This window comes from Nocardia sp. NPDC023852 (genome assembly GCF_040639505.1).
Lineage (GTDB): Bacteria > Actinomycetota > Actinomycetes > Mycobacteriales > Mycobacteriaceae > Nocardia.
On the sequence record NZ_JBFAAB010000002.1, the window covers coordinates 180,692 to 203,403 of the forward strand.

The 22,712-nt window shown below is 67.8% G+C and carries 23 protein-coding genes; 20 read left to right on the plus strand and 3 right to left on the minus strand.

Annotation, left to right across the window (positions count from 1 at the left end; genetic code table 11):
• Positions 1 to 27 precede the first annotated feature (27 nt).
• The 7 genes from AB0H00_RS04520 to AB0H00_RS04550 all read left to right on the plus strand — a co-directional run bounded on the left by AB0H00_RS04520 (position 28) and on the right by AB0H00_RS04550 (position 7,408).
• Complete coding sequence (locus AB0H00_RS04520) at positions 28 to 792, plus strand: hypothetical protein (RefSeq protein ID WP_357260751.1); 765 nt, start codon at positions 28 to 30, stop codon at positions 790 to 792.
• Positions 789 to 1,718: a tRNA (adenosine(37)-N6)-dimethylallyltransferase MiaA gene (gene miaA, locus AB0H00_RS04525; RefSeq protein ID WP_357260754.1), complete on the plus strand. Its 930-nt coding sequence runs from the start codon at positions 789 to 791 to the stop codon at positions 1,716 to 1,718. The genes AB0H00_RS04520 and miaA overlap by 4 nt, the downstream gene beginning before the upstream one ends.
• Complete coding sequence (locus AB0H00_RS04530; protein ID WP_357260757.1) at positions 1,715 to 2,551, plus strand: TrmH family RNA methyltransferase; 837 nt, start codon at positions 1,715 to 1,717, stop codon at positions 2,549 to 2,551. The genes miaA and AB0H00_RS04530 overlap by 4 nt, the downstream gene beginning before the upstream one ends.
• 31 nt (positions 2,552 to 2,582) lie before the next feature.
• Positions 2,583 to 3,464, plus strand: a complete 882-nt coding sequence (dapF, locus tag AB0H00_RS04535; protein WP_357262338.1) for a diaminopimelate epimerase — start codon at positions 2,583 to 2,585, stop codon at positions 3,462 to 3,464.
• A 175-nt stretch (positions 3,465 to 3,639) separates the two neighbouring features.
• Positions 3,640 to 5,088, plus strand: a complete 1,449-nt coding sequence (hflX, locus tag AB0H00_RS04540; RefSeq protein ID WP_357262341.1) for a GTPase HflX — start codon at positions 3,640 to 3,642, stop codon at positions 5,086 to 5,088.
• A 43-nt stretch (positions 5,089 to 5,131) separates the two neighbouring features.
• Positions 5,132 to 6,034 (plus strand): lysophospholipid acyltransferase family protein, encoded by a 903-nt coding sequence (locus AB0H00_RS04545; protein ID WP_357260760.1) that lies wholly within the window; start codon positions 5,132 to 5,134, stop codon positions 6,032 to 6,034.
• A gap of 228 nt (positions 6,035 to 6,262) precedes the next feature.
• On the plus strand, positions 6,263 to 7,408 hold the full coding sequence (locus AB0H00_RS04550; protein WP_357260763.1) for an acyl-CoA dehydrogenase family protein: 1,146 nt from the start codon (positions 6,263 to 6,265) through the stop codon (positions 7,406 to 7,408).
• A gap of 67 nt (positions 7,409 to 7,475) precedes the next feature.
• Here the strand turns inward: AB0H00_RS04550 and AB0H00_RS04555 are convergent, their stop codons facing one another.
• The 3 genes from AB0H00_RS04555 to AB0H00_RS04565 all read right to left on the minus strand — a co-directional run bounded on the left by AB0H00_RS04555 (position 7,476) and on the right by AB0H00_RS04565 (position 10,653).
• A complete protein-coding gene (locus AB0H00_RS04555; RefSeq protein WP_357260765.1) occupies positions 7,476 to 8,021 on the minus strand; it encodes a hypothetical protein in 546 nt (181 codons plus the stop codon).
• A 465-nt stretch (positions 8,022 to 8,486) separates the two neighbouring features.
• Positions 8,487 to 9,983: a HAMP domain-containing sensor histidine kinase gene (locus AB0H00_RS04560; protein WP_357260768.1), complete on the minus strand. Its 1,497-nt coding sequence runs from the start codon at positions 9,981 to 9,983 to the stop codon at positions 8,487 to 8,489.
• Positions 9,976 to 10,653: a response regulator transcription factor gene (locus tag AB0H00_RS04565; RefSeq protein ID WP_357260770.1), complete on the minus strand. Its 678-nt coding sequence runs from the start codon at positions 10,651 to 10,653 to the stop codon at positions 9,976 to 9,978. The genes AB0H00_RS04560 and AB0H00_RS04565 overlap by 8 nt, the downstream gene beginning before the upstream one ends.
• A 120-nt stretch (positions 10,654 to 10,773) precedes the next feature.
• On the opposite strand from AB0H00_RS04565, the gene AB0H00_RS04570 reads away from it, so the two are divergent.
• From AB0H00_RS04570 to AB0H00_RS04630, 13 genes are all read left to right on the plus strand, one after another.
• The gene (locus tag AB0H00_RS04570; protein ID WP_357260773.1) at positions 10,774 to 11,139 is read left to right on the plus strand and encodes a PepSY domain-containing protein; all 366 of its coding nucleotides are present in this window, start codon (positions 10,774 to 10,776) and stop codon (positions 11,137 to 11,139) included.
• A 229-nt stretch (positions 11,140 to 11,368) separates the two neighbouring features.
• Positions 11,369 to 11,743 (plus strand): hydrogenase maturation nickel metallochaperone HypA, encoded by a 375-nt coding sequence (locus AB0H00_RS04575; protein WP_357260776.1) that lies wholly within the window; start codon positions 11,369 to 11,371, stop codon positions 11,741 to 11,743.
• Entirely contained in the window at positions 11,701 to 12,531 is an 831-nt protein-coding gene (gene hypB / locus AB0H00_RS04580) for a hydrogenase nickel incorporation protein HypB (protein ID WP_357260779.1), read from the plus strand. Before AB0H00_RS04575 ends, hypB begins: the two co-directional genes overlap by 43 nt.
• A gap of 92 nt (positions 12,532 to 12,623) precedes the next feature.
• Positions 12,624 to 13,679: a hydrogenase expression protein HypE gene (locus AB0H00_RS04585; protein ID WP_357260782.1), complete on the plus strand. Its 1,056-nt coding sequence runs from the start codon at positions 12,624 to 12,626 to the stop codon at positions 13,677 to 13,679.
• Between the two features lie 11 nt (positions 13,680 to 13,690).
• Positions 13,691 to 15,487 (plus strand): nickel-dependent hydrogenase large subunit, encoded by a 1,797-nt coding sequence (locus tag AB0H00_RS04590; RefSeq protein ID WP_357260785.1) that lies wholly within the window; start codon positions 13,691 to 13,693, stop codon positions 15,485 to 15,487.
• Between the two features lie 34 nt (positions 15,488 to 15,521).
• Entirely contained in the window at positions 15,522 to 16,430 is a 909-nt protein-coding gene (locus AB0H00_RS04595; protein ID WP_357260788.1) for a NifU family protein, read from the plus strand.
• On the plus strand, positions 16,427 to 17,062 hold the full coding sequence (locus AB0H00_RS04600) for a DUF5947 family protein (RefSeq protein WP_357260790.1): 636 nt from the start codon (positions 16,427 to 16,429) through the stop codon (positions 17,060 to 17,062). The genes AB0H00_RS04595 and AB0H00_RS04600 overlap by 4 nt, the downstream gene beginning before the upstream one ends.
• The gene (locus AB0H00_RS04605) at positions 17,059 to 17,706 is read left to right on the plus strand and encodes a DUF6084 family protein (RefSeq protein WP_357260793.1); all 648 of its coding nucleotides are present in this window, start codon (positions 17,059 to 17,061) and stop codon (positions 17,704 to 17,706) included. Before AB0H00_RS04600 ends, AB0H00_RS04605 begins: the two co-directional genes overlap by 4 nt.
• Positions 17,703 to 19,028, plus strand: a complete 1,326-nt coding sequence (locus tag AB0H00_RS04610) for a hypothetical protein (protein WP_357260796.1) — start codon at positions 17,703 to 17,705, stop codon at positions 19,026 to 19,028. The genes AB0H00_RS04605 and AB0H00_RS04610 overlap by 4 nt, the downstream gene beginning before the upstream one ends.
• Before the next feature lie 156 nt (positions 19,029 to 19,184).
• Positions 19,185 to 19,502, plus strand: a complete 318-nt coding sequence (locus AB0H00_RS04615; protein WP_357260799.1) for a hypothetical protein — start codon at positions 19,185 to 19,187, stop codon at positions 19,500 to 19,502.
• A 13-nt stretch (positions 19,503 to 19,515) separates the two neighbouring features.
• On the plus strand, positions 19,516 to 20,070 hold the full coding sequence (locus tag AB0H00_RS04620) for a hydrogenase maturation protease (protein WP_357260802.1): 555 nt from the start codon (positions 19,516 to 19,518) through the stop codon (positions 20,068 to 20,070).
• A gap of 3 nt (positions 20,071 to 20,073) precedes the next feature.
• Positions 20,074 to 20,316, plus strand: a complete 243-nt coding sequence (locus AB0H00_RS04625; RefSeq protein ID WP_357260805.1) for a HypC/HybG/HupF family hydrogenase formation chaperone — start codon at positions 20,074 to 20,076, stop codon at positions 20,314 to 20,316.
• A complete protein-coding gene (locus AB0H00_RS04630; RefSeq protein ID WP_357260808.1) occupies positions 20,313 to 22,706 on the plus strand; it encodes a carbamoyltransferase HypF in 2,394 nt (797 codons plus the stop codon). Before AB0H00_RS04625 ends, AB0H00_RS04630 begins: the two co-directional genes overlap by 4 nt.
• Positions 22,707 to 22,712: the final 6 nt, after the last annotated feature.

The window sequence follows — 22,712 nt, forward strand, 5'->3', positions numbered from 1 at the left end:
GGTCTCGGCAACGACTACGGTTACGACGTGTTCTCCATCGCCGCCCTGGTTCCCTCGCCGCCGATCCTGGTGCCCGAGCTGTGCGGCGGCGTGGCGGACCCGGCGGCAATCGACCGACCCGATCCGCGCGCCGTGCTGCGCGCCGCGGTGCTGGACGCGGTGCATGTCCTCGCTGCCGTGACGGACCGGTGGACGGTACTCGGCGTGGGGGCCGAAAACGGTGTGCTCGGGCCGGAAACGGTCGGCACATTCCGCGGGTTCGGTGTCGACGTGCGGGTTGGACTCTCCGCCGCCGCGCTCACCTGCTCGGCTGGGGCAGACGCCCGGCTTCCGCTGTCCGCGCTGGTCGCCGGGTGGTTGCGTGGGCGGGTCGCGCCCGAGGCGGTCGCCGAGGCGCACATCATGTCGGCGGACGCGCGACCCGATCGCTGCGCCGAACTGGGGACGAAACTGCGCGCCGAGCTGGACGCCGACGATGCGCCACGGGGCGTGCTCGTAGTCGCCGACGGCGCGGCCACCCTGTCCACCAAGGCGCCCGGCTACCTCGACCCACGGGCCGAAGCCGTGCAAAACGAACTGGATCGCGCTCTGACGGCGGGCGACCGCGCCGGAATCCACGCGCTCGACCCGGCGCTGTGCGCCGAACTAGGCCTCTCCGGCCGCCCGGCCTACCAGATGCTGGCCGGGCTCTTCCACGCCGATCCGGTGGTCGAGACGCGCTACCGCGACGCGCCGTTCGGGGTCGGCTACCACGTGAGCCTCTGGCGGCCCTCAGTCGAGGACGTCCCGTGACCGGCGCGGGAATCCGTCCTATCGCGGTCGTCGGGCCGACCGCCACCGGCAAGTCCGACCTCGCGCTCGACCTGGCTGAACGGCTCGGCGGCGAGATCGTGAACATCGACGCGATGCAGCTGTACCGGGGCATGGATATCGGCACCGCGAAGCTGACCGTCGCGCAGCGGCGCGGCATCCCGCACCACCAGCTCGACGTGCTGGAGGTGACCGAAATCGCGACCGTCGCCGCCTACCAGGCCGCGGCGAGCGCCGACGTCGCCGCGATCATGGACCGAGGGCGGGTGCCGATCATCGTCGGCGGCTCGATGATGTACGTCCAGGCGCTGCTGGACCAGTGGGATTTCCCGGCCACCGATCCGGCCGTGCGGGCGCGCTGGGAGGCGGTGCTCGCCGACGGCGGCGTCGCGTCGGTGCACGCGGCGCTGCGGAAGGCCGACCCGGTGGCCGCGGCCACCATCCTGCCCACCGACGGCCGCCGCATGGTGCGCGCGCTCGAGGTCGTCGAGCTCACCGGCCGTCCGTTCGCCGCATCGGCGCCGCGGATCGGACAGCCGCGGTGGGGGACCGTCATCATCGGCGTAGACCGCGAGACCGCGGCTCTGGACGCGCGCATCGAGCAGCGCACCGCCCTGATGTTCGCGGGCGGGCTAGTCGAGGAGGTGTGCGGCCTGATCGAGCGCGGGCTCCGCGCCGGCGTCACAGCCCGGCGCGCCATCGGATATGCACAAGTCCTGTCCTATCTGGACAACGAATACGACCTGAGCCACGCGCGGGAACGCACTCTGATCGGCACGCGCCGCTACGTCCGCAGGCAGCGCTCGTGGTTCCGGCGAGATGCCAGGGTGCGCTGGGTGGACGGCGCCGCCTCCGATTTGTTGGCGACGACACTCGCCCTGCTCGACGAGAAAGAACGGACGCAGTGACCCGACGTGTGAGTACTCGCAACGCCTCGGTCCAGGTGTGGCAGGCCTATCTGAACAACCGGACCAAGCGCCACCGCGACGGCCGGTTCCTGGTGCAGGGGGTTCGACCGATCACCCAGGCCGTCGCCAACGATTGGCCCCTGGAGACATTGCTCTACCGCCTCGGCGCGCCCGATCTGTCCAGCTGGGCGCGCGAGCTCTTGGACACCAGCGGAGTGCCGCAGGTCGGCCTGGTGCCGGAGCTGATGGCCGAACTGGGCGAAAAGTCCACCGGCATACCGGAACTGGTGGCCGTCGCGGTGTCCAAGCAGGTGGCACTGGAGACCTTCGAGCCGGGTGAGCCGGGAGAGGACGCACCGGTGGTCGTGGTGTTCGACCGCCCCAACTCGCCCGGCAATCTCGGCACGCTGATCCGGTCGGCCGACGCTTTCGGCGCGAGCGGTGTCATCGTCACCGGGCACGGCGCCGATCAGTACGACCCGCACACTGTGCGCGCGTCGACGGGTTCACTGTTCGCCATGCCGGTGATTCGTGCCGCCGGACCCGCCCAGGTGCTCGAGTTCCGCGACCGCCAGGTGCTCCGCGGCATTCCGACGCGGATCGTCGGTACCGACGAGAAGGGCCCCCGCGCTGCCTACGATCACGATTTCACCGAGGCAACGATCCTCGTCGTCGGCAACGAGACCAGCGGGATGAGCGCGGCCTGGCAGCAGACCTGCGACGACATGGTGCACATCCCGATGGGCGGCACCGCCAGCTCGCTGGGCGCGCCGTCGGCGGCGGCGGTGGCTCTCTACGAAATTTCCCGGCAGCGCCGGACGTTTGCCAAGTGACGACAAGAGGGAGACATCACACGTGCCGGACATCGAGTTCACCAAGGGGCACGGCACCGAGAACGACTTCGTGGTGCTGCCCGACCCACAGGTGGGTCTTGCCCTGACTCCCGAGCGGGTCAGCGCGCTGTGCGATCGCAGGCGTGGGATCGGTGCGGACGGAGTACTGCGGGTCGCCAGGGCTGGTGCGCTGCGGGCCGCCGGTGTGCTCGAAGAGATCCCGGAGGGTGTCGGCGCCGACGACTGGTTCATGGATTACCGCAATGCCGACGGCTCGATCGCCGAGATGTGCGGCAACGGCGTGCGCGTGTTCGCCCACTACCTGGCGGCGTCGGGACTGGAGACCCGCGACCGCTACGTCGTCGGCAGCCGCGCCGGGGCGCGCCCGGTCACCGTGCACGCCGCGGGCCCGGTCACCGGTGATGTCACCGTGGGCATGGGGAAGGTGCGCGAACTGGGCGAATCGACCGCGACTATCGCGGGCTGGGCGATGTCGGGGATCGGCATCGATGTGGGCAACCCGCATCTGGCGTGCGTCGATACCGAACTGTCGTCGGAAGCCCTCGGCAAGCTCGACCTGACCGTTCCGCCGGGCTTCGATCCCGACCTGTTTCCGCACGGCGTGAACGTCGAGATCGTCACCGCGCTGGACGCCGATCGCTCGGTCGACATGCGGGTGTACGAGCGCGGCGTCGGCGAAACACGCTCGTGCGGAACGGGAACCGTCGCCGCGGCGGCCGCGGCGCTGGCTGCCGAAGGCTTCCGGATCGCCGAGGACACCGGCCGGGCGACCGTCCGCGTGCCGGGCGGCGAGGTGACCGTCGGACTGGAGAACGGTACGGCGTGGCTACGCGGACCTTCCGTACTGGTGGCTACCGGCCGACTCGCCTTCTCCTGGTGGGACGGCATGTGAGCTGCGCGGGTCCGCGAAATAACCGAGTGAACCTGCCGCTGTTTCATGGCAGCATGGATGGTGTATGAGCAAATCAGAGACGTACCCATTCACCCCGGCGGCCGCGAGCGATGGCGCCGCCGAGGAGTTCGATGACACTGTGACCGGTGACGTCGTCGCCGAGCACGCCGCTCGGATGAACCGCACCGGTTGGTCCGCCGACCCGACGGTCGGCGAACTGCAGTTGGAGGACCGCAGCTCGCTACGTCGTGTGGCGGGTCTGTCCACCGAACTCACCGACATCACCGAGGTCGAGTATCGCCAGCTGCGCCTGGAACGCGTCGTACTGGTCGGTGTCTGGACCACCGGGACCGCCATGCAGGCGGAGGCGAGCATGGCCGAGCTGGCCGCGTTGGCCGAGACCGCGGGCTCCGAGGTGCTCGAGGCGCTGATCCAGCGTCGCGACCGGCCGGACCCGGCCACCTACATCGGCTCCGGCAAGGCCGACGAACTGCGTTCCGTAGTGCTGGAAACCGGCGCGGACACCGTGATCTGCGACGGTGAGCTGACCCCTGCACAGCTGACCGCGTTGGAGAAGGTGGTCAAGGTGAAGGTGATCGACCGGACCGCCTTGATCCTGGACATCTTCGCTCAGCATGCGACCTCCCGCGAGGGTAAGGCGCAGGTCTCGCTGGCCCAGATGGAGTACATGCTGCCGCGGCTGCGCGGCTGGGGTGAGTCCATGTCCCGGCAGGCCGGTGGCCGCGCGGGCAGCAACGGTGGCGTGGGCCTGCGTGGTCCCGGTGAGACCAAGATCGAAACCGACCGCCGCCGTATTCGCGAGCGAATGGCAAAGCTGCGCCGCGATATTCGTGAGATGAAGACCGCGCGTGACACCATGCGGGCACGCCGCAACTCCAGCGGCATCCCGTCGGTGGCGATCATCGGCTACACCAACGCGGGCAAGTCGAGCCTGATGAACGCACTCACCGGCTCCGGCGTGCTGGTGCAGGACGCGCTGTTCGCCACCCTCGACCCGACGACCCGCCGAGCCGGCCTGGACGACGGGCGCGAGGTGGTCTTCACCGACACCGTCGGCTTCGTTCGCCACCTGCCGACCCAACTGGTGGAGGCGTTCCGGTCCACCCTGGAGGAGGTGACCGGCGCCGACCTGCTGTTGCACGTGGTCGACGGCTCCGACGCGCTGCCCGCCGAACAGATCAAAGCGGTCCGCGAAGTGGTGACGGACGTGATCAAGGAATCCGGGGCGTCTGCCCCGCCGGAACTGCTCGTGGTCAACAAGATCGATGCGATCGATCAGATGGAGCGTACCCACCTGCGCGGACTGCTCCCCGACGCCTCGTTCGTCTCGGCCCACACCGGCCTCGGCATCGACGCATTGCGCGCGCGCCTCGCCGAAACGCTCGGTGGGCTGGACGTGGAGATCAGCGTGTTGCTTCCGTACACGCGGGGCGACCTCCTCGCTCGCATCCACGCCGATGGCCGCATCCTGACCTCCGGCCATGAGGAGGGCGGAACCCGCGTTCGTGCCCGCGTCCCGCATGCCCTCGCCGCGGCCCTGTCGGCGTACGCGCACGCGGGAACGGCCGGCGCGCCGGAGGCGGACGGGCATTCGTCCGCGTAGCGACAGGGGCGCCGGTCTGTCCTCATCGACAGCAGGAGGGTTCATGTCGCACGACCGCCACGGGGCCGCCGATTCCGGTGATCGGCATTCGGGTGCCGAGAGCGCCGATCCGGTGCTCAGTGACGATGCGCCACTGTCTGTTTCGCTGACCGACACCGATCTGCGGGTGCTCGACACCCTGCTGGCGCCGCTGCGCGCGTGGACGAGCCCGCGCTTCTACGGCCTGGAGAATCTTCCCGCCGACGGTCCGGTGCTCCTGGTCGGCAACCACAACCTGATGGGCGGCATCGACGCACCGCTGCTGCTGCCCGAGGTGTTGCGCCGCCGTGGCCGCCTGGTCCGCGGCCTGGCCGAGAACGTGCTGATCAACGTCCCCGGGCTGCGCCAACTCCTGCACTACTACGGCGCGGTGCGAGGGACCAGGGACAACTGTCTTGCCCTGCTCCGGCGCGGCGAGGCCGTCATGGTCTTTCCGGGCGGCGGTCGCGAGGCGGTGCGCCGCAAGAACGAGAAGTATCTGCTGAAGTGGGAAGGTCGCAGCGGCTTCGCCCGCATGGCCATCGAGGCGGGCGCCCCGATCGTCCCGGTTGCCATGATCGGTGTCGATGACGCCTACGACATCGTCGTCGACGGCGACCATCCGGTTCTGCGCCCACTGCGCTGGACCGTCGAAGCCCTCGGGCTCAGCCGCGACCTCACCCCTCCGCTCCTCCGCGGCATCGGCCCCACTGTGATCCCGCGTCCGGAGCGCTTCTACTTCTCCGTGGGCGCTCCGATCGACCCGGCGCCCTGGCGCGGCGCCGACGACGTGCACGCGGCCGCCAAAGAATTCCGCGATGTGGTACGCAAGGCGCTGGAGGAGGAGATGAATTTCCTGTTCGCCGAACGTGAGCGCGACCGGGGGCGCACCTTGGTCGGTCGGCTGCGCGGTCGGCTGAACATCTGAGTACCGATCGGGTTCGCCATCATTCTGGGATGGCCCCGGGTCGACGGGTAGGCAACCTCGGCCTTCGCGCGTTTGCCGAGAATCGCGCCCGATGTTCCGAAGCCACGCTTTCAGTCCAGGTGAGGAAAGATCTCCAGACCAGAAGTGAACGTGGATTCTCTTGCCGGGTACCGTATTGGCAACGAGGGCCGGTGTGGACCGGCTGGTGTGGGTCACTAGGAGGTTGGCGTGCAGCGCACACTGTTCGAAGCCGAACACGCACTGTTCCGGGAGTCGTACCGCAAGTTTCTCGATCAGCACGTCGCGCCGAACCACACGAGGTGGGAAGAGCAGGGCATCGTCGACCGCGAGGTCTGGCTAGAGGCTGGCAAGCAGGGCTTTCTCGGCATGGCCATGCCGGAGGAGTACGGCGGCGGCGGAGTCGAGGACTTCCGCTACAACGCCATCGTCGCCGAGGAGTCGGTGCGCCGTCAGTACTCCGGTCTCGGCTTCGCGCTGCACAATGATGTGATCGCGCCTTACCTGCTGGAGCTGGCCGACGACGAGCAGAAGCAGCGCTGGCTGCCCGGCTTCTGCTCCGGCGAGATCATCACCGCAATCGCGATGACCGAGCCGGGCACCGGTTCGGACCTGCAGGGCATCAAGACCCGAGCGGTGCGCGACGGTGACGACTGGATCCTCAACGGCGCCAAGACTTTCGTCACCAACGGCATCAACTCCGACATCGTGATCGTGGTCGCGCAGACCGACCCGGACAAGGGCGCCATGGGCTTCAGCCTGCTCGTGGCGGAGCGCGGGATGCCTGGCTTCGAACGCGGCCGAAACCTGGACAAGCTCGGCCTCGCGGCGCAGGATACCGCCGAATTGAGTTTCACCGACGTGCGCGTGCCCGGCAACAACCTGCTCGGCACTCAGGGCATGGGCTTCGTCCACCTCATGCGCAACTTACCCCAGGAGCGCTTGTCGATCGCCGTCATGGCGGCCGCGGCGATGGAGGCCTGCCTGGAGATGACCATCCAGTACGTCCGCGACCGCAAGGCATTCTGCAAGCCGATCGGCGCCCTGCAGAACACCCGCTTCGTGCTCGCCGAGCTGGCCACCAAGACCACCGCGGTGCGCCTCATGGTCGACAAGTTCATCGAAATGCTCAACCAGGGCGAACTCACCGCCGAGGACGCCGCCATGGCCAAGTGGTGGAGCACCGAAGAACAGCTCGACCTGATCAACCGCTGCCTGCAACTGCACGGCGGCTACGGCTACATGAAGGAATACCCCATCGCCAAGGCCTATATGGACGCCCGCGTCCAGACCATCTATGGCGGCACCACCGAGATCATGAAGGAAATCATCGGTCGCAGCTTGAAACTGGCCTGATAACAGGCAGTGGAATGAAGACATCCGGCCGAGAAGACTCCCCTTCGCGACCGGATATCGGATGAGGTCAAGCCATCTCGGGCACGCGCAGGTGAGCGAAAGCCAAGTCGAACTCCGCCACCTCGAGCACGTCGGCACCCATCTGCTGGGTCGCCGCGGCCCTGATCTGATTCGCCTTTTCGCGGCTGTTGTCCAGGGCCTCGCGGCTCGCCCAGACCATCGCACCTACCGCTCGACCGGTTGCCCGGTCGACGAACAGACTGGCGCTGCGGAACCCGTCGATCATCTCCGCCTCCGGCAGCACTCCCACCTTCAGGGTGTCGATCACCTGGTCGATGTTGTCCGGATCGGTCTGCAACCACGTGCACCGAGTGCACGCGCCGTCGCCGGCCAGATGATCACGGTGCATTACCGCGATTTCCCATTCTTCGACCCGCTCGACCGGGCCGTTGAGCATGTGGGCCAAACCATCACGTAGTGCTTGGGCCCGCCCTCTGCTGGCATGCATCGCACCCTCGGATTCCCATGCGGTTGTGGCGATGCAGCGCCCTGATGCCCGGTCTACCATCAATGACAGGCCGACCCACCCCTCGATCTCGGATAGATTCGGCATCACTTCATCGCGGAGGTTCGCGACCCCGCTGTCGATCGATGACGGCTGGGCCGCAATTGTGCTTGAACGTGCGTACACGAGCCACCTCCTGCCCTGGTCAGGGCGGCGCCCCGGTGGCGCCACCGGACATATTTACCCTCCTCCAGTGTGAGCGTGCGCGCAATGCCTCATTTCACGGTCAGATTCTCCAGTTATTTGAACCTGGTACGAGTTCTTGCTGAAATATTCCGCCGTAGCGAGCGTAGTCCGGAAAATGATGAGATATAAAGGCGCGGAAAAGTATTGATGATTTCATGGGAATCGGTCCTTTTCCGCAGACTTGTGATGATTCTGGGAACGTTTCTCATGTAGGTGATTTCCCGTTCGCCGATCCCTTTCAGTAGACGCGTGCGGCGCCGGTGTGGGGAAACACAGAGGCGAGTCCTACGGTCGCGACACATCGTTCGGGAAGCGGGAGCGCAGTCCTCACACATCGACCGTGGGCAGGGTGACAACGAAGCGTGCGCCGCTATCGATACCGTCGGTTACGCGGATGTCGCCTCCGTGCCGCTCGACGACGTCGCGGACAATGGCGAGGCCGAGTCCTGCGCCGCCTTCGTCGCGGCTGCGGGCATCGTCCAGGCGGACGAAACGCTGGAAGATTCGGGTCCGGTCGGCTTCCGGAACACCGGGACCGTCGTCGGCGACGTCCAGCACGGCCGTGCGATCGCCAGTGTGGTGCAGACAGACTCGTACGGTGGTGGCCGCGTGCCGCTGGGCGTTGTCGACGAGGTTGCCGAGTAGGCGGGCGAGCTGGAGTCGGCTGCCGGTGGCCACGACCGGGTCGTTCGGCAGCACGGTGTCGACGGTGATCCGGTCGCCGACCCGGTGGGCCAGTTCGTCACGGACCAGTGCGGCCAGATCGACGCGGTCCGCACGGGGTTGCTCGCCCGCGTCGAGCCGGGCCAGCAGCAACAGATCGGCCGCGAGATGTTCCAGCCGGACGGTGTCTCCGATCACGCCGTCCAGTTCGAGCAGGTGCGGGTGCGCCTGGGCGACCTCTAGCTGGGTGCGCAAGCTGGCGATGGGGCTGCGCAGTTCGTGCGCGGCGTCGGCGATGAAGCGGCGCTGGCGTTCCGCGGATGCCTCCAAGGCGGCGAGCGTGGCGTTCGTAGTGCTTGCGAGCCTGGCGATTTCGTCGCGCGAGGCGGATTCCGGGACGCGCCGGGAGAGATCGCCGTCGTCCATGATCTCGGCGAGCTCCGACCGGATCGACTCCACCGGGCGCAGGGCACGGCGGGTGACCAGCCAGGTCACCCCGGCGACCACGGCGAGCAACGGCGGCAGGCCGATGAGCATGGCTTGGCGCGCGTCGGCCACCGCGCTGTCGGCGGTGTCGAGGGAGACGCCGGCGTAGACCGTGGCGGGCTGCCCGCCCGCGGTGGTGGCCGCGACCGCGGCCACCCGGAAGGGGCTGGGTTCGCCCCCGTCCACCGTCAGCCGCACATCACCGAACATGACCTCGGTGGCGGTCGGGTCTTTGGTGGTGGCAGTGGGCGGCTCGTCCTCGTCGTCCTCGCCGTCCTTCTCGTCTTGGTCGTCGTCCACTTCGTCGTCTTGGTCGTCCTCGTCTTCTCGGGACGCCGAATACGGGCCGAAGTCGGCCATGGGAGGTTGACCGCGGAGGTCGTCGTCGGCTGCCAAAACCAGGCGGTCGGCCGAAACAACCTGCACCGGTTGGCTGTCGGCGTCGGGCAGCTTCAACCGTGTGAGGTCGGTGCTCGCCGCGAGCTGGGTGGCCACGTCACGGGCTGTCGTCTCCGCTTGCAGACTCGCACTCTCGACCAAGTTGTGCCGCAGCACCGCGAGCACCGTCAGCCCGGCAGCGGTCAGGGCCACCGCGACGACGGCGGTGGCCGCGAGGGTGGTGCGCGCCCGGACCGAACTCCACCACCCTCGCCTGCGTGTCGGCCGATCAGTCACGGTCGGCCACCAGCCGGTAGCCCGCGCCGCGGACGGTGGTGATCGATCGGCGATCGAACGGAGCGTCGATCTTGCGGCGCAGCGTGCTGATGTAGACCTCGACGATGTTCGGGTCGCCGTCGTAGGCGAAGTCCCAGACATGCTGGAGGATATCGGCTTTCGACACCACCTCCCCGGCGCGAACGGCGAGGTGTTCGAGGACGGCGAACTCTTTCGCGGTGAGCGTCACGTCTTGGGCGCCGCGCCGGCATGTGTGGGTGTTGGGGTCCACGATCAGATCGCCGATGCGCAAAACCTGCGCGCCGCCGCGCGTTCGGCGGCGCAACAGGGCGCGGATGCGGGCAAGCAACACCACATAGGAGAACGGCTTGCTGAGGTAGTCGTCGGCGCCGGTGTCCAGGCCTTCGGCCTCGTCGTATTCGCCATCCTTCGCGGTGAGCATCAGCACCGGTGTCTCACGGCCCGCGGCGCGCAGCGTGGCACATACCCGGTAGCCGTTCATGCCCGGCAGCATGATGTCCAGGATGATCAAGTCGTAGTCGGTGGTGGTGGCCGCGTGCAGCCCCTCGGTGCCGTCGTGGACGACGTCCACGGCAAATCCCTCGGCGGACAACCCTTTTGCGAGGGCGAGGGCCAGACGCTTCTCGTCTTCCACAATCAGCAGACGCATCCCACAAGGGTGACAGACTGTTCCTGAAGCAGTCTTCAGGTGGCTTCAGGTCGCCTTCAGCTGGGGTTTGCCACAGTGCTGATCACATTCGAGAGCACGACTCCCGCAGGAGGTTTCACCATGACAACCGTTTTCCACCGCGCACTCGCCGGTCTGCGCTGGATCCTCGTCGGCGCCGCCGTCGTCGCCGGTGTGAGCCTAGCGCTCGCGGCCGTCGCCACCGGCGGAAACGTTGGGCACACCGTCTCCTTCTCCGCGCCGGCCACGGACTGGGCGCTGATCGCGGACCCCGGCATCACACGGCAGCAAGCCATCGACAAAGCGGTCGAAGCCGTGCCCGGCGGCCGGGTGGAGTCCGCCGAGTTCGACACCAACGGCGGCAGCGCAGTATGGGAGGTCGAACTCGTTACCCCCGACGCTGTGGAGCACGAGGTGACCATCGACGCGAACAGCGGCAAAGTACTCGAGACCGTCAACCACGACTGACTCCCGCCGCATGCCGATACATCCCCGTCATAGCGGTATGGGGCATTTCTTCCCGCCAGAGGCGCGATCACAGGGATATCACCCGCGGGCGCGAGAGACCGGGCTCCGGTTGGCGACGTGTGCGTCGCACGCCGGAGTCTCGGCATCAGCCAGGGTGTCGCTGATTTCGCAAGCCAACCTTCGCCGCGAGAGTAGCCTCAAAGGGTCCTCTCGAGTAGCGGAGGCCGCGATGCACGAAATGGCTATCACCCAGAGTGTCATCGACGCCGTCTGTGAGCACGCGGCGGGACGGCGGGTGTACTCCATCACCGTCGAGGTCGGCGCGCTCTGTGCCGTCGTGCCAGGGGCCATGCGGTTCTGCTTCGAACTGGCGGCCGAGGCGACAGTGGCGGAGGGGGCGGAGCTGATCCTCGTGGAAATTCCGGGCGCCGCGGCATGCCGCAGCTGCGGCGCCGAATTCCGGCTCGCCGATCCGATCCTGCTGTGCGCGTGCGGCAGCGCCGATGTGGAGATCCGGTCCGGGCGCGAGCTGCGTATCCGATCGATGGAGGTAAGCGAGACATGTGCGCAACCTGCGGATGTGGCGACGACGCGGCGGCCGTGATCCGAGTCCCGCACGAGCATCACCACGACGACGGGCACGACCACGCTCACTCATCCGAGCACGACCACCCACACGGCGCGGACCACGTCCACCTGCCCGCCACCGAGACGGTCAGCCTGGAATTGAAGGTCCTCGCCAAGAACGATGAACTGGCGCGGCGCAACCGGGACTGGCTGGCCGAGCGCGACATCCTGGCGCTCAACATGACCAGTTCCCCTGGCGCGGGCAAGACGACCCTGTTGGAGCGGACCATCCGCGAGTTCGGCCAGACGCCGATCGCGGTGATAGAGGGGGACCAGGCGACGCTGCTGGACGCCGAACGGATCAGGGCGACCGGCTGCCGCGTCGTCCAGATCAACACCGGCGCGGGGTGCCACCTCGATGCCGAGATGATGTATCGCGCGCTGGAAACCCTCGACCCCGAGCCTGGCACGCTGCTGTTCGTCGAGAACGTCGGCAACCTGGTCTGCCCGGCGCTGTTCGATCTCGGCGAGCGCGACAAGGTCGTGATCATCTCGGTGACCGAGGGGAGCGACAAGCCGCTGAAGTACCCGCACATGTTCCAGGCGGCGGGCCTGGTGCTCGTCAACAAGATAGACCTGCTGCCCTACGTCGATTTCGACCTCGACAGATGTCGTGAGTACACCGCCTCGGTGCACCCCGGTGTCGGGGTCCTTCCGCTCTCGGTGACCACCGGAGAAGGACTGTCTTGCTGGTACGACTGGCTCGCCGAGCAGCGGGGCCGGTCCGGCGTCGGGGCCTTGAGCAAGGTATGGGGCGAGCCTTAGGATGGCGTGACAAGGATCACATCTATCGGGTGGCCTTCTTCGAGAAAGGTGAGATCGGCTCCCGATGATCCGCTGCAGAAGGTGGCAGTCCGATGCCCACACGAGAAGCAGTACAAGCCGAGGACACGCTGATCCACGTTCTCTGGATCAACGCAGGACTCAGTTGTGACGGTGACTCGGTCGCTCTGACCGCGGCCACCCAGCCGAGCGTCGAAGAGATCGCCCTCGGCGCCCTTCCCGGTCTGCCGAAGATCGCCGTGCACTGGCCGCTCATCGATTTCGAGTGCGGCCCGAATGGTGGTGCTGACGATTTCCTGGAGTGGTTCTTCAAGGCCGACCGCGGCGAGATCGATCCGTTCGTGCTGGTGGTGGAGGGGTCCATCCCGAACGAGCAACTCCATGAGGACGGCTACTGGTGCGGCTTCGGCAACAATCCCGCCACGGGCCAGCCCATGACAACCAGCGAATGGCTGGACCGTCTCGCGCCTAAGGCGACCGCCGTGGTAGCGGCGGGCACATGCGCGACCTATGGCGGCATCCACGCGATGGCGGGCAACCCGACTGGCGCGATGGGCGTACCCGACTATCTCGGCTGGGACTGGACGAGCAAAGCGGGCATTCCGATCGTGTGCGTGCCCGGCTGCCCGATCCAGCCGGACAACCTGTCGGAGACGCTCACCTACCTGCTCTACCTGGCGACCGGGCAGGCGCCGATGATCCCGCTCGACGAAGCGCTGCGGCCGAAGTGGCTGTTCGGCGCGACCGTGCACGAGGGTTGCGACCGCGCGGGCTACTACGAGCAGGGGGAGTTCGCCACCGAGTACGGTTCGCCGAAATGCATTGTGAAACTGGGGTGTTGGGGCCCTGTCGTCAAGTGCAACGTGCCCAAGCGCGGGTGGATCAATGGCGTGGGCGGCTGCCCGAACGTGGGCGGCATCTGCATCGGCTGCACCATGCCTGGATTCCCCGACAAGTTCATGCCGTTCATGGACGAACCACCCGGCGGCAAGTTCTCATCCACCGCGTCGGGGCTCTACGGATCGGTGATCCGCAGCCTCCGTCACATCACCGGCCGCACGGTCGACAAGGAGCCGCACTGGCGGCACAAGGGCCAGAAGCTGGATACCGGCGCGACTCGCACCTGGTAGGAGGATCTCCGATGACACAGATCATCCCGGAGCCGTCGCACCGCACGATCGAACCGGACCGTCTCGTCGAGATGGCCTGGGACCCGATCACCCGGATCGTCGGCAGCCTCGGCATCTACACCAAGATCGACTTCGAGAACCGCGAAGTGGTCGAGTGCCACAGCACCTCGTCCATCTTCCGTGGCTATTCGATCTTCATGCGCGGCAAGGACCCGCGCGACGCACACTTCATCACCAGCCGCATCTGCGGTATCTGCGGGGACAACCACGCGACCTGCTCGTGCTACTGCCAGAACATGGCCTATCGCGTCCAGCCGCCGCATCTCGGCGAGTGGATCGTCAACCTCGGCGAAGCCGCCGAGTACATGTTCGACCACAACATCTTCCAGGAGAACCTGGTCGGCGTGGACTTCTGCGAGAAGATGGTCGCCGAGACCAATCCCGGCGTGCTGGCCAGGGCGGAGAACACCGAGGCGCCGCACGCGGGCGACCACGGCTATCGCACGATCGCCGACATCATGCGGGCGCTCAACCCGTTCACCGGCGAGTTCTATCGGGAGGCGCTGCAGGTCAGCCGCACCACCCGCGAGATGTTCTGTCTGATGGAAGGCAGGCACGTGCATCCCTCGACGCTGTACCCCGGCGGCGTCGGCACCGTCGCGACGGTCCAGCTGATGACCGACTACATGTCCCGCCTGATGCGCTACGTCGAGTTCATGAAGAAGGTCGTGCCGATGCACGACGACCTGTTCGACTTCTTCTACGAGGCGTTGCCCGGCTACGAGCAGGTCGGTCTGCGGCGCACAATGCTGGGCTGCTGGGGCTCGTTCCAGGATCCCGAGGTCTGCAACTTCGAGTACAAGGACATGGCGGACTGGGGCCGCAAGATGTTCGTCACCCCGGGCGTGGTGGTGGACGGCAAACTCCTCACCACCTCCCTGGTGGACATCAACCTCGGCATCAGAATCCTTTTGGGCAGTTCGTATTACGAGGATTGGACCGACCAGGAGATGTTCGTGCCGACCGATCCGCTCGGCAACCCGGTGGACCGGCGCCACCCCTGGAACCAGCACACGAATCCCAAGCCGCAGAAGCGCGACCTCGACGACAAATACAGCTGGGTGATGTCGCCGCGCTGGTTCGACGGCTCGGACCACCTCGCCCTGGACACCGGCGGCGGCCCGCTGGCGCGGCTGTGGTCGACCGCGCTGGCCAACCTGGTCGACATCGGCTACGTGAAGTCGACCGGGAACAGCGTGCAGATCAACCTGCCCAAGACCGCGGTCAAAGGCCCGGTCACCTTGGAATGGAAGATCCCCGCATACGGCAGCAACACGATCGAACGCAACCGTGCCCGCACCTACTTCCAGGCGTACGCGGCGGCCTGCGCACTGCACTTCGCGGAGAAAGCCCTCGCGGAGATCAGGGCGGGCCACACCAAGACCTGGGAGAAGTTCGAGGTGCCCGACGAGGGCATCGGCTGCGGCTTCACCGAGGCGGTGCGTGGTGTGCTGTCGCACCACATGGTGATCAGGGACGGGAAGATCGCGAACTATCACCCGTATCCGCCGACGCCATGGAACGCCAGCCCGCGCGACGGCTACGGCACGCCGGGTCCTTACGAGGACGCGGTGCAGGGCCAGCCGATCTTCGAGGAGAACGACCGCGAGCACTTCAAGGGCATCGACATCATGCGCACCGTGCGCAGTTTCGATCCCTGCCTACCGTGCGGCGTGCACATGTATCTCGGTAACGGACAGACGGTGGAGAAACTGCACTCACCGACCCAGACGCTTACCGGGGAGTGAGCGCCCGGATCCGGCGACGGGACGGGAGATGACGGTGGACGATCGTCCGATCGACCAGGACAACGCAACGCCCGACAGCCGGTGGCGCGAGGCGGGCGATCGCATCGAGACGCTGCTGGAGGCGAGCTCGGCGGGCGGCACCCTCGCTCGCGAGCGCGCCGAACAGCTGGTGCGTGAGGTCGCCGACCTCTACGGCGCGGGTCTGGCCCGCGTGATCGGACTGCTGGACGCGGCGGCGATCGAGCGGCTGGCCCGCGACGATCTGGTCGCGAGTCTGCTGCTCGTGCACGGGCTGCACCCGCACGACGTGCACACCAGGGTGCGTACGGCGCTGGACAGTGTGCGTCCCTACCTCGGTTCGCACGGCGGGGACGTGAGCCTGGTCGGCATCACCGACGGCGTGGTCCGACTGGAGCTGGCGGGCAGTTGTCGCAGCTGCCCGTCCTCGTCGGTGACGCTGGAGCTGGCCGTCGAGGACGCAGTACGTGCGGCGGCGCCGGAGATCGAGGCCATCGAAGTGGTCGCGCAGACCGAGTCGGCGGGGCTGATTCCCGCGGACTCTCTGTTGGCACGGGTGCACGCGAACGGTGACCGGTCCGGGAACTGGATCGCGGTCCCTGAACTGGCCGAGCTGGGTCCCGGCGAAATGGGCGGGTTCGCCGTCGCCGGGCTCGCGGTGCTGGCCTGCCGGGTGGGTCCGGACGTGTTCGCCTACCGGGACCACTGCCCGGCCTGCGACAACTCGCTGTCGGGCGCCGTGCTGCATCGGCGCGTCGGATTTCCGGTCGGCGACGCGGTGCTGCGCTGCCCGACCTGCCGAGCGCACTTCGACGTTGTGCACGCCGGTGCGCGCGTGGATGGCGACGGACACCTCGAGCCGCTTCCGGTGCTCGTCCGCTCCGGTGAACTGGCGATGGCGGTGCCGGTGGAGGTGCACGGATGAATACGCCGTTCCGGGTCCTGCAGCGGATTACCGCCGACGGCAAGTCCGCGACGCGGGCGGGTGAACGGTGCGAGATGTGCGCCGAACAGATCGCCGACGAGCACCAGCACGTGGTGAATGTCGAAGGCCGTCAGCTGCTGTGCGTATGCCGCAGCTGCTATCTGCTGTTCGTGGACCAGGACGCGGCGCTGCGCTATCGGGCGGTGCCTGATCGGTATCTCGCGTTTCCCGGCTTCACGATCAGCCAGGGCGAATGGGACGCGTTGGAGATACCGGTCGGCCTGGCGTTCTTCTTCCGCAACTCCGCGCTGGGCAGGACTGTGGCCATCTATCCAGGTCCCGCGGGTGCGACCGAGTCGGAACTTCCTCTGGCGCAGTGGAACTCGATCCTGGAGCGGCACCCCGAACTCGACGTGCTCGCCGCCGACGTCGAGGCGCTCCTGATCCGGGTGCCCGACCGCGGAACCGCGTCGGCGAGCTGCCTGCTGCTTCCGATCGACACCTGCTACGAGTTCGTCGGCCGGATCCGGCTGCTGTGGCGCGGATTCGACGGCGGGCAGGACGTGCGGCGCTACCTGGACGAGTTCTTCGCCACCGTATCGGCTCGCGCGCGACGGGGTGGTGCGGTATGAGCCCGGTCTACTCGACGGCGTTCGCCGTGCTCGAGATGAAGCCGGAGCCGTACGCTGTCGCACCGATCCTGGCCGCGCGAGTCGGAATCGCCGCACTCGCGGAGGAACCCGTGCATGCGATCGCCCTGCGCGCGCAGGTGCGTATCGAGCCGTTCCGTCGTGGCTACTCCGAGGAGGAGGGCGCGGGGCTGGCCGACCTGTTCGGCCCGCGCGAGCGCTGGCCCGCCACGCAGCGGTCGTTTCTCTGGATGCACTGCGCCACCATGGTTCCAGGGTTCACCGGTGGCGCGGAGGTGGATCTGCCGATGCCGTGCACCTATGACTTCGAGGTGACCGGGTCGAAGTATCTGCATGCGCTGCGCGAGGGCGTCGTTCCACTGCTGTTCCTGTTCAGCGGCACGGTCTTCATCAAGGGCAGCGGCGGATTCGCGATCCAGCAGATTCCCTGGGACCGCGAGGACAAGTTCGACATGCCGATCTCGGTCTGGCACGACCTGATGGCGGCGCACTTCCCGAACACCGGCTGGCTACGCCTGCGCCGGGACACTCTCGATGCCCTCACCGCCTACAAGTCGGGGCACGGCCTGCTCGGGTTCGACGACACGGTGACCCGGCTGCTGGCCCGCGCGGAGGAGCTACCGTGACCGCCGACCCAGGCGCCCGCGCCCGTGCCGTCGCCGACGCGGTGCTGTACGAGGGCTACCTGCTGTACCCGTATCGAGCGAACTCGCGCAAGAACCAGTCGCGGTGGCAGTTCGGCGTGCTGGGACCGGACGGTGCCGCCGCGGCCGGGCTCGGCGAGGAGTCCGAGATGTCGGCGCAGTGCCTGATCGATCCGGGCGAGAACCCAGTACTCACCTGCACAATCCGATTCCTCCAGCTTCAGCGGCGACAGGTGGTGGACGGCGCTGGTACGCCGATCGCCGAGCTGACCGTCGATGCGCGGTCGTGGTTGTCCTGGGACGAGGCCGTCGCGCGGGAACTCGTCGTCGGCCCGCTGACGCCCGCGAAGTTTAGTCAGCTACTGAGCGTTCCGGGCTGGACCGACACCGAGGAGATCACCGACGAATCGGGACGGTCGGTGGGCACGTTGGTGCGCACCCGGCTGCCGCTCGCGGGCCGATTCGATCTGACGATCGACCGGGACGACCGGTACCTGCGGTTCACGATCACAGTCCGCAACGTGGGCGCGCCGGCCGCGGACAAGCAGGACGCCATTGCCCGCTCGCTGATCGGGACGCACGTAATCGCGGAAATAGCAGGCGCACAGTTTATTTCGCTGATCGACCCTCCGCCCGACGCCGAGGCCGCAGTCGAACGCTGCGACCGGCACCGCTGCTTCCCGGTACTTGCCGGACCACCCGGTGACCATAGCCTGCTGCTGATCTCGCCGATCATCCTCTACGACCACCCGGAGATCGCCGAGCAGAGCGAGGGACCGCTGTTCGACTCCACCGAGATCGACGAAATCCTCAGCCTGCGCGTCATGACGATGACCGACGAGGAGAAGGTGCTGGCGCGGGCGACCGATCCGCGCGCCGCCGAGATCATCGATCGCTGCGACGGAATGACGCCCGATGACCTGCGCCAGTTGCACGGTGTGCTGCGCGATCCGCATCTCGACCGGCCGCGACTGATACCGGAGGTTCCCGAGGGGATCGATTGGTGGGACCCGCTGGCCGACAACGAGGTTCGCCCGGATTCCGATGCGGTGCCCGTCGCGGGTGTGCTGGTGCGCAAGGGCAGCCGGGTCCGGTTGCATCCGTCCCGGCGGGCCGACGCCCAGGACCTGTTCTTCGACGGCAAGCCCGCCAGGGTCGTCTCGGTGCACGAAGACGTAGACGGGCAAGCGCACGTCGGTGTCGTGCTGGACGACGACCCGGCGGCTGATCTGCACGAATGGTACGGCCGCTATCTGTATTTCACGCCTGACGAACTGGAACCGCTCGACAGCCCCGACAAGTGAAAGGAAGTCCGCTATGGAAGCGGTGGGAGTGATCTCGACGTCCATCGTCGCCGTGCTGGCGGCAGTGGGTCTATACCTCGGCGTTCGGTCGATCCCGGATATCAGGCGATATCTGAAGATCCGGCAGATGTAGCGGCCGACAGGAAGGAATACATCATGGGTAACCAACGCGAAGAGCCACAAGAGGCCCGCGGTGAGCCGGGGTCCCGCGACACCGGCTCCGACACCGTGGCCGGGGGACCCACCGACCGTGAACCGGGTGATATCGGCCACGAGGAGATCACCTCCGCCCACGGCACCGATACCGAAAGGCGAGGCGAGTTCACCACGGAGCCGGGTCACGGCGCCGAACCGGCGACCCCGCCCTACGAGCAACACAAGCGGACCGCGAACGACCCGGATGAGACGGCGACCGGCATTGTCGACGACGCGAACGTCGGCGGCGCGACGGCGCCGACCGAAGGGGAGGGGTGATCAGACGGCCACGGTGCTGATCGCCGGGATCGGCAACATCTTCCTGGGCGATGACGGATTCGGGCCCGAGGTCGTGCGGCGGCTGCCGCACTACCCCGACGCCGGCGTACGCGTGATGGATTACGGCATCCGCGGGATGCACCTCGCCTACGACCTGCTGGACGCGTGGGACGCGCTGGTGCTGGTCGACGCGCTGCCCGATCGCGGGGAGTCCGGACGTGTCGCGGTGTTCCGCGCCGCAACCGCCGACGCCGACGCCGACGCCGACGCCGTGCGTCTCGACGCGCACGCGATGACTCCGGCCGCCGTGTTCGCCGGGGTGCGAGCGCTGGGTGGCGTGCTGCCGCCGACCGTCGTAGTCGGCTGCCAGGTCGCCTCCGTGGACGACCGGATCGGGCTGTCCGAGCCCGTCGCCGCCGCGGTGGACGACGCGGTCGCTGCCGTCGGCCGTGTCCTCGCGGACCTGATGCCCGACGGCGCCCAACCCGTCGAAGGTCGCGCGGCGCAGGTCGGCACAGTCCGGGACGGCTCGTCGCCGTCGCCGACCAGAGTGCGACAGGAGGAATAGCCGATGTGTCTTGGCATACCGGGACGAGTGTTGGACATCCTCGAGGGCTACCACGACCAGATCGCACTCATCGATGTGTCCGGTGAGCAGCGGAAAGTGAATATCGGCCTGCTCGGGGACGATCCGGCGCGGCCAGGCGACTGGGTGATCATCCACATGGGCTTCGTCGTCGAGAAGACCGACGAGGCCGGCGCCGCGGCGGCACTGGACGGGCTGCGCCTGCTGCAGCGTGGAGATCAGCTATGACCGCCGCGCGGCTGCGGCGACGCCTGCTCGTGCGTGGCGTGGTCCAGGGCGTCGGATTCCGGCCGTTCGTCTACACCACCGCGGCCGAACTGGCGCTGGCCGGAAGCGTGAGCAACGACAGCCGCGGGGTGGTCATCGAAATCGAGGGCACATCAACGGCTCTGGACGAATTCACCGAGCGGCTGCGCCTGCGGCCGCCACCGCTCGCAGTGGTCGAATCGGTCGACCAGACCGACCTTCCGGTGTGCGGCGGCACCGGATTTCACATTGCCGACACCACCCGTGACGGCGGCGGGCGCACGCTGGCCTCGCCCGATGTCGCGATCTGTGCCGATTGTGAGCGGGATCTGCGCGACCCCGGCGACCGCCGCTACCGCCACCCGTTCGTCAACTGCACCAATTGCGGGCCGCGGTTCACTATCATCGCCGGCCTGCCCTACGACCGCGAACGGACTTCGATGGCGGACTTCGCCATGTGCGACCGATGCGCCAGGGAGTACACCGACCCCACCGACCGGCGTTTCCACGCCCAGCCCATCGCCTGCCCGGAGTGCGGTCCGACGCTGGCGTACTCCGGACCGGGCACGGGTGACCCACTGGCCGCCGCGCGTGAGCTGTTGCGCGTGGGCGGAATCCTCGCGGTCAAAGGCATCGGTGGCTATCACCTCGCGTGCGATGCGGCGAATGAGGCCGCCGTTGCCGAATTGCGCAGGCGTAAACGCCGTGGCGACAAGCCCTTCGCGCTCATGGCGCCCGACCTCGCGACGGCCCGCGAAATCGTCGAGGTCGACGACGCGGCGGCCGCGCTGCTGACCAGCCCGGCCCGCCCGATCGTGCTGCTCGCCCGCCGGGCGGTGCCCGCGGCACACCGCCCAGTCGACGGCGACCCGGAGACAGGGTCGGATGCCGGATCCGTTGACGCCGTGGCGCCGCTGGCAGCCAGGTCCGAGGTGGCGAACGCCGAATGGCGCCGTTGCCCGGCCCCAGCCGCATCCGTGGCGCCCGGCAATCCGGACCTGGGTGTCATGATCGCCTACACCCCACTGCACCTCCTGCTGTTCGGCTTACCCGACGATCCGCCCGGCCCGCGAACGCTGGTGATGACCTCCGGCAACCTCGGCGGCGAGCCGATCTGCTACGAGGATGACGACGCCCACTCCCGTCTCGCCGGGCTCGCCGACGGCTGGCTCTCGCACAACCGGCGCATCCTCGTGCCATGCGACGACTCGGTGGTCCGTTGGCTCGACGGCCATGAGCTGCCCGTGCGCCGTTCGCGCGGCTATGCGCCGCTGCCACTTGCGCTGCCGGTCCCGCTGCCACCGACCCTCGCGGTCGGTGCCGACCTGAAGAACACCTGCGCCGTGGCCGACGGCCGCTATGCCTGGCTGAGTCAGCACATCGGTGATATGGATGATCTGGCCACGTTGCGGTCCTTCGACGCGGCGCAGCGGCATCTCGCGGATCTCACCGGAGTGCGCCCGGTGCAGCTCGTCGCCGATGCGCATCCCGGCTACCGCTCCGCCGCGTGGGCGCGCAGGCATGCGGGCGAGCGAGCCGTGTACACCGTGCAGCACCACCACGCGCACATCGCCGCCGTGATGGGCGAGCACGGGCTCGGCGCCACCGAACAGGTGGTCGGCATCGCGTTCGACGGCACGGGATTCGGTCCGGACGGTGCGATCTGGGGCGGCGAGGTCCTGCTGGCCGGCTATAAGGGCTACCGAAGGCTCGCCCATCTGAAATATGTGCCGCTCGCCGGTGGCGATCTCGCAGTCCGCAGGCCCTACCGCATGGCGCTGGCACATCTCTGGTCTGCCGGGATTGAATGGCGTGCGGATATTCCCGCTGTCGCGGCGTGCCCGGCGGACGAAAGGTCGGTTCTGGCACACCAATTCGAGACAGGGCTGGGCTGCGCACCGACCTCCAGCATGGGCCGGCTGTTCGACGCGGTGTCCTCGCTGATCGGCGTGCGGCACGTGGTCGACTACGAGGCCCAGGCGGCAATCGAGCTGGAAGGATGGTCGCGGGGCGCCGACGAAGGCGCGCCCGAATATCGGTTCACCCCTGGCGAAGGCGATCCCGCCGCCATCGATCCCACCCCTGTGCTGGCGGCGGTGGTGGCCGATGTGCGCAGCGGCGTACCCGCCGCGGTGGTCGGAGCTCGGTTCCACACAGCGGTCGCCCAGCTGGTGCTCGATCTCGCGGTCCGCTACGCCGCAGCCCCGACGACTGTCGCTCTGTCCGGCGGCGTCTTCCAGAACGCCCTGCTGCTCACGCGGTCGTGTGCGCTACTGCGGGACAACGGGTTCACCGTGATCAGCCATCACCGGCTGCCGCCCAACGACGGCGGCCTCGCGTTCGGGCAACTCCTCGCGGGCAGCGGGGGATGAGCGGAA

What these genes read in the sequence shown, in the direction of transcription:
- AB0H00_RS04630 (WP_357260808.1), top strand. Translation starts at nt 20,313, where the DNA reads ATGACCGCCGCGCGGCTGCGGCGACGCCTGCTCGTGCGTGGCGTGGTC.
- AB0H00_RS04615 (WP_357260799.1), top strand. Translation starts at nt 19,185, where the DNA reads ATGGGTAACCAACGCGAAGAGCCACAAGAGGCCCGCGGTGAGCCGGGG.
- AB0H00_RS04555 (WP_357260765.1), bottom strand. Translation starts at nt 8,021, where the DNA reads ATGCCGAATCTATCCGAGATCGAGGGGTGGGTCGGCCTGTCATTGATG.
- AB0H00_RS04565 (WP_357260770.1), bottom strand. Translation starts at nt 10,653, where the DNA reads ATGCGTCTGCTGATTGTGGAAGACGAGAAGCGTCTGGCCCTCGCCCTC.
- AB0H00_RS04605 (WP_357260793.1), top strand. Translation starts at nt 17,059, where the DNA reads ATGAGCCCGGTCTACTCGACGGCGTTCGCCGTGCTCGAGATGAAGCCG.
- AB0H00_RS04625 (WP_357260805.1), top strand. Translation starts at nt 20,074, where the DNA reads ATGTGTCTTGGCATACCGGGACGAGTGTTGGACATCCTCGAGGGCTAC.
- AB0H00_RS04545 (WP_357260760.1), top strand. Translation starts at nt 5,132, where the DNA reads ATGTCGCACGACCGCCACGGGGCCGCCGATTCCGGTGATCGGCATTCG.
- hflX (WP_357262341.1), top strand. Translation starts at nt 3,640, where the DNA reads ATGAACCGCACCGGTTGGTCCGCCGACCCGACGGTCGGCGAACTGCAG.
- AB0H00_RS04600 (WP_357260790.1), top strand. Translation starts at nt 16,427, where the DNA reads ATGAATACGCCGTTCCGGGTCCTGCAGCGGATTACCGCCGACGGCAAG.
- AB0H00_RS04590 (WP_357260785.1), top strand. Translation starts at nt 13,691, where the DNA reads ATGACACAGATCATCCCGGAGCCGTCGCACCGCACGATCGAACCGGAC.
- AB0H00_RS04570 (WP_357260773.1), top strand. Translation starts at nt 10,774, where the DNA reads ATGACAACCGTTTTCCACCGCGCACTCGCCGGTCTGCGCTGGATCCTC.
- AB0H00_RS04585 (WP_357260782.1), top strand. Translation starts at nt 12,624, where the DNA reads ATGCCCACACGAGAAGCAGTACAAGCCGAGGACACGCTGATCCACGTT.
- hypB (WP_357260779.1), top strand. Translation starts at nt 11,701, where the DNA reads ATGTGCGCAACCTGCGGATGTGGCGACGACGCGGCGGCCGTGATCCGA.
- AB0H00_RS04575 (WP_357260776.1), top strand. Translation starts at nt 11,369, where the DNA reads ATGCACGAAATGGCTATCACCCAGAGTGTCATCGACGCCGTCTGTGAG.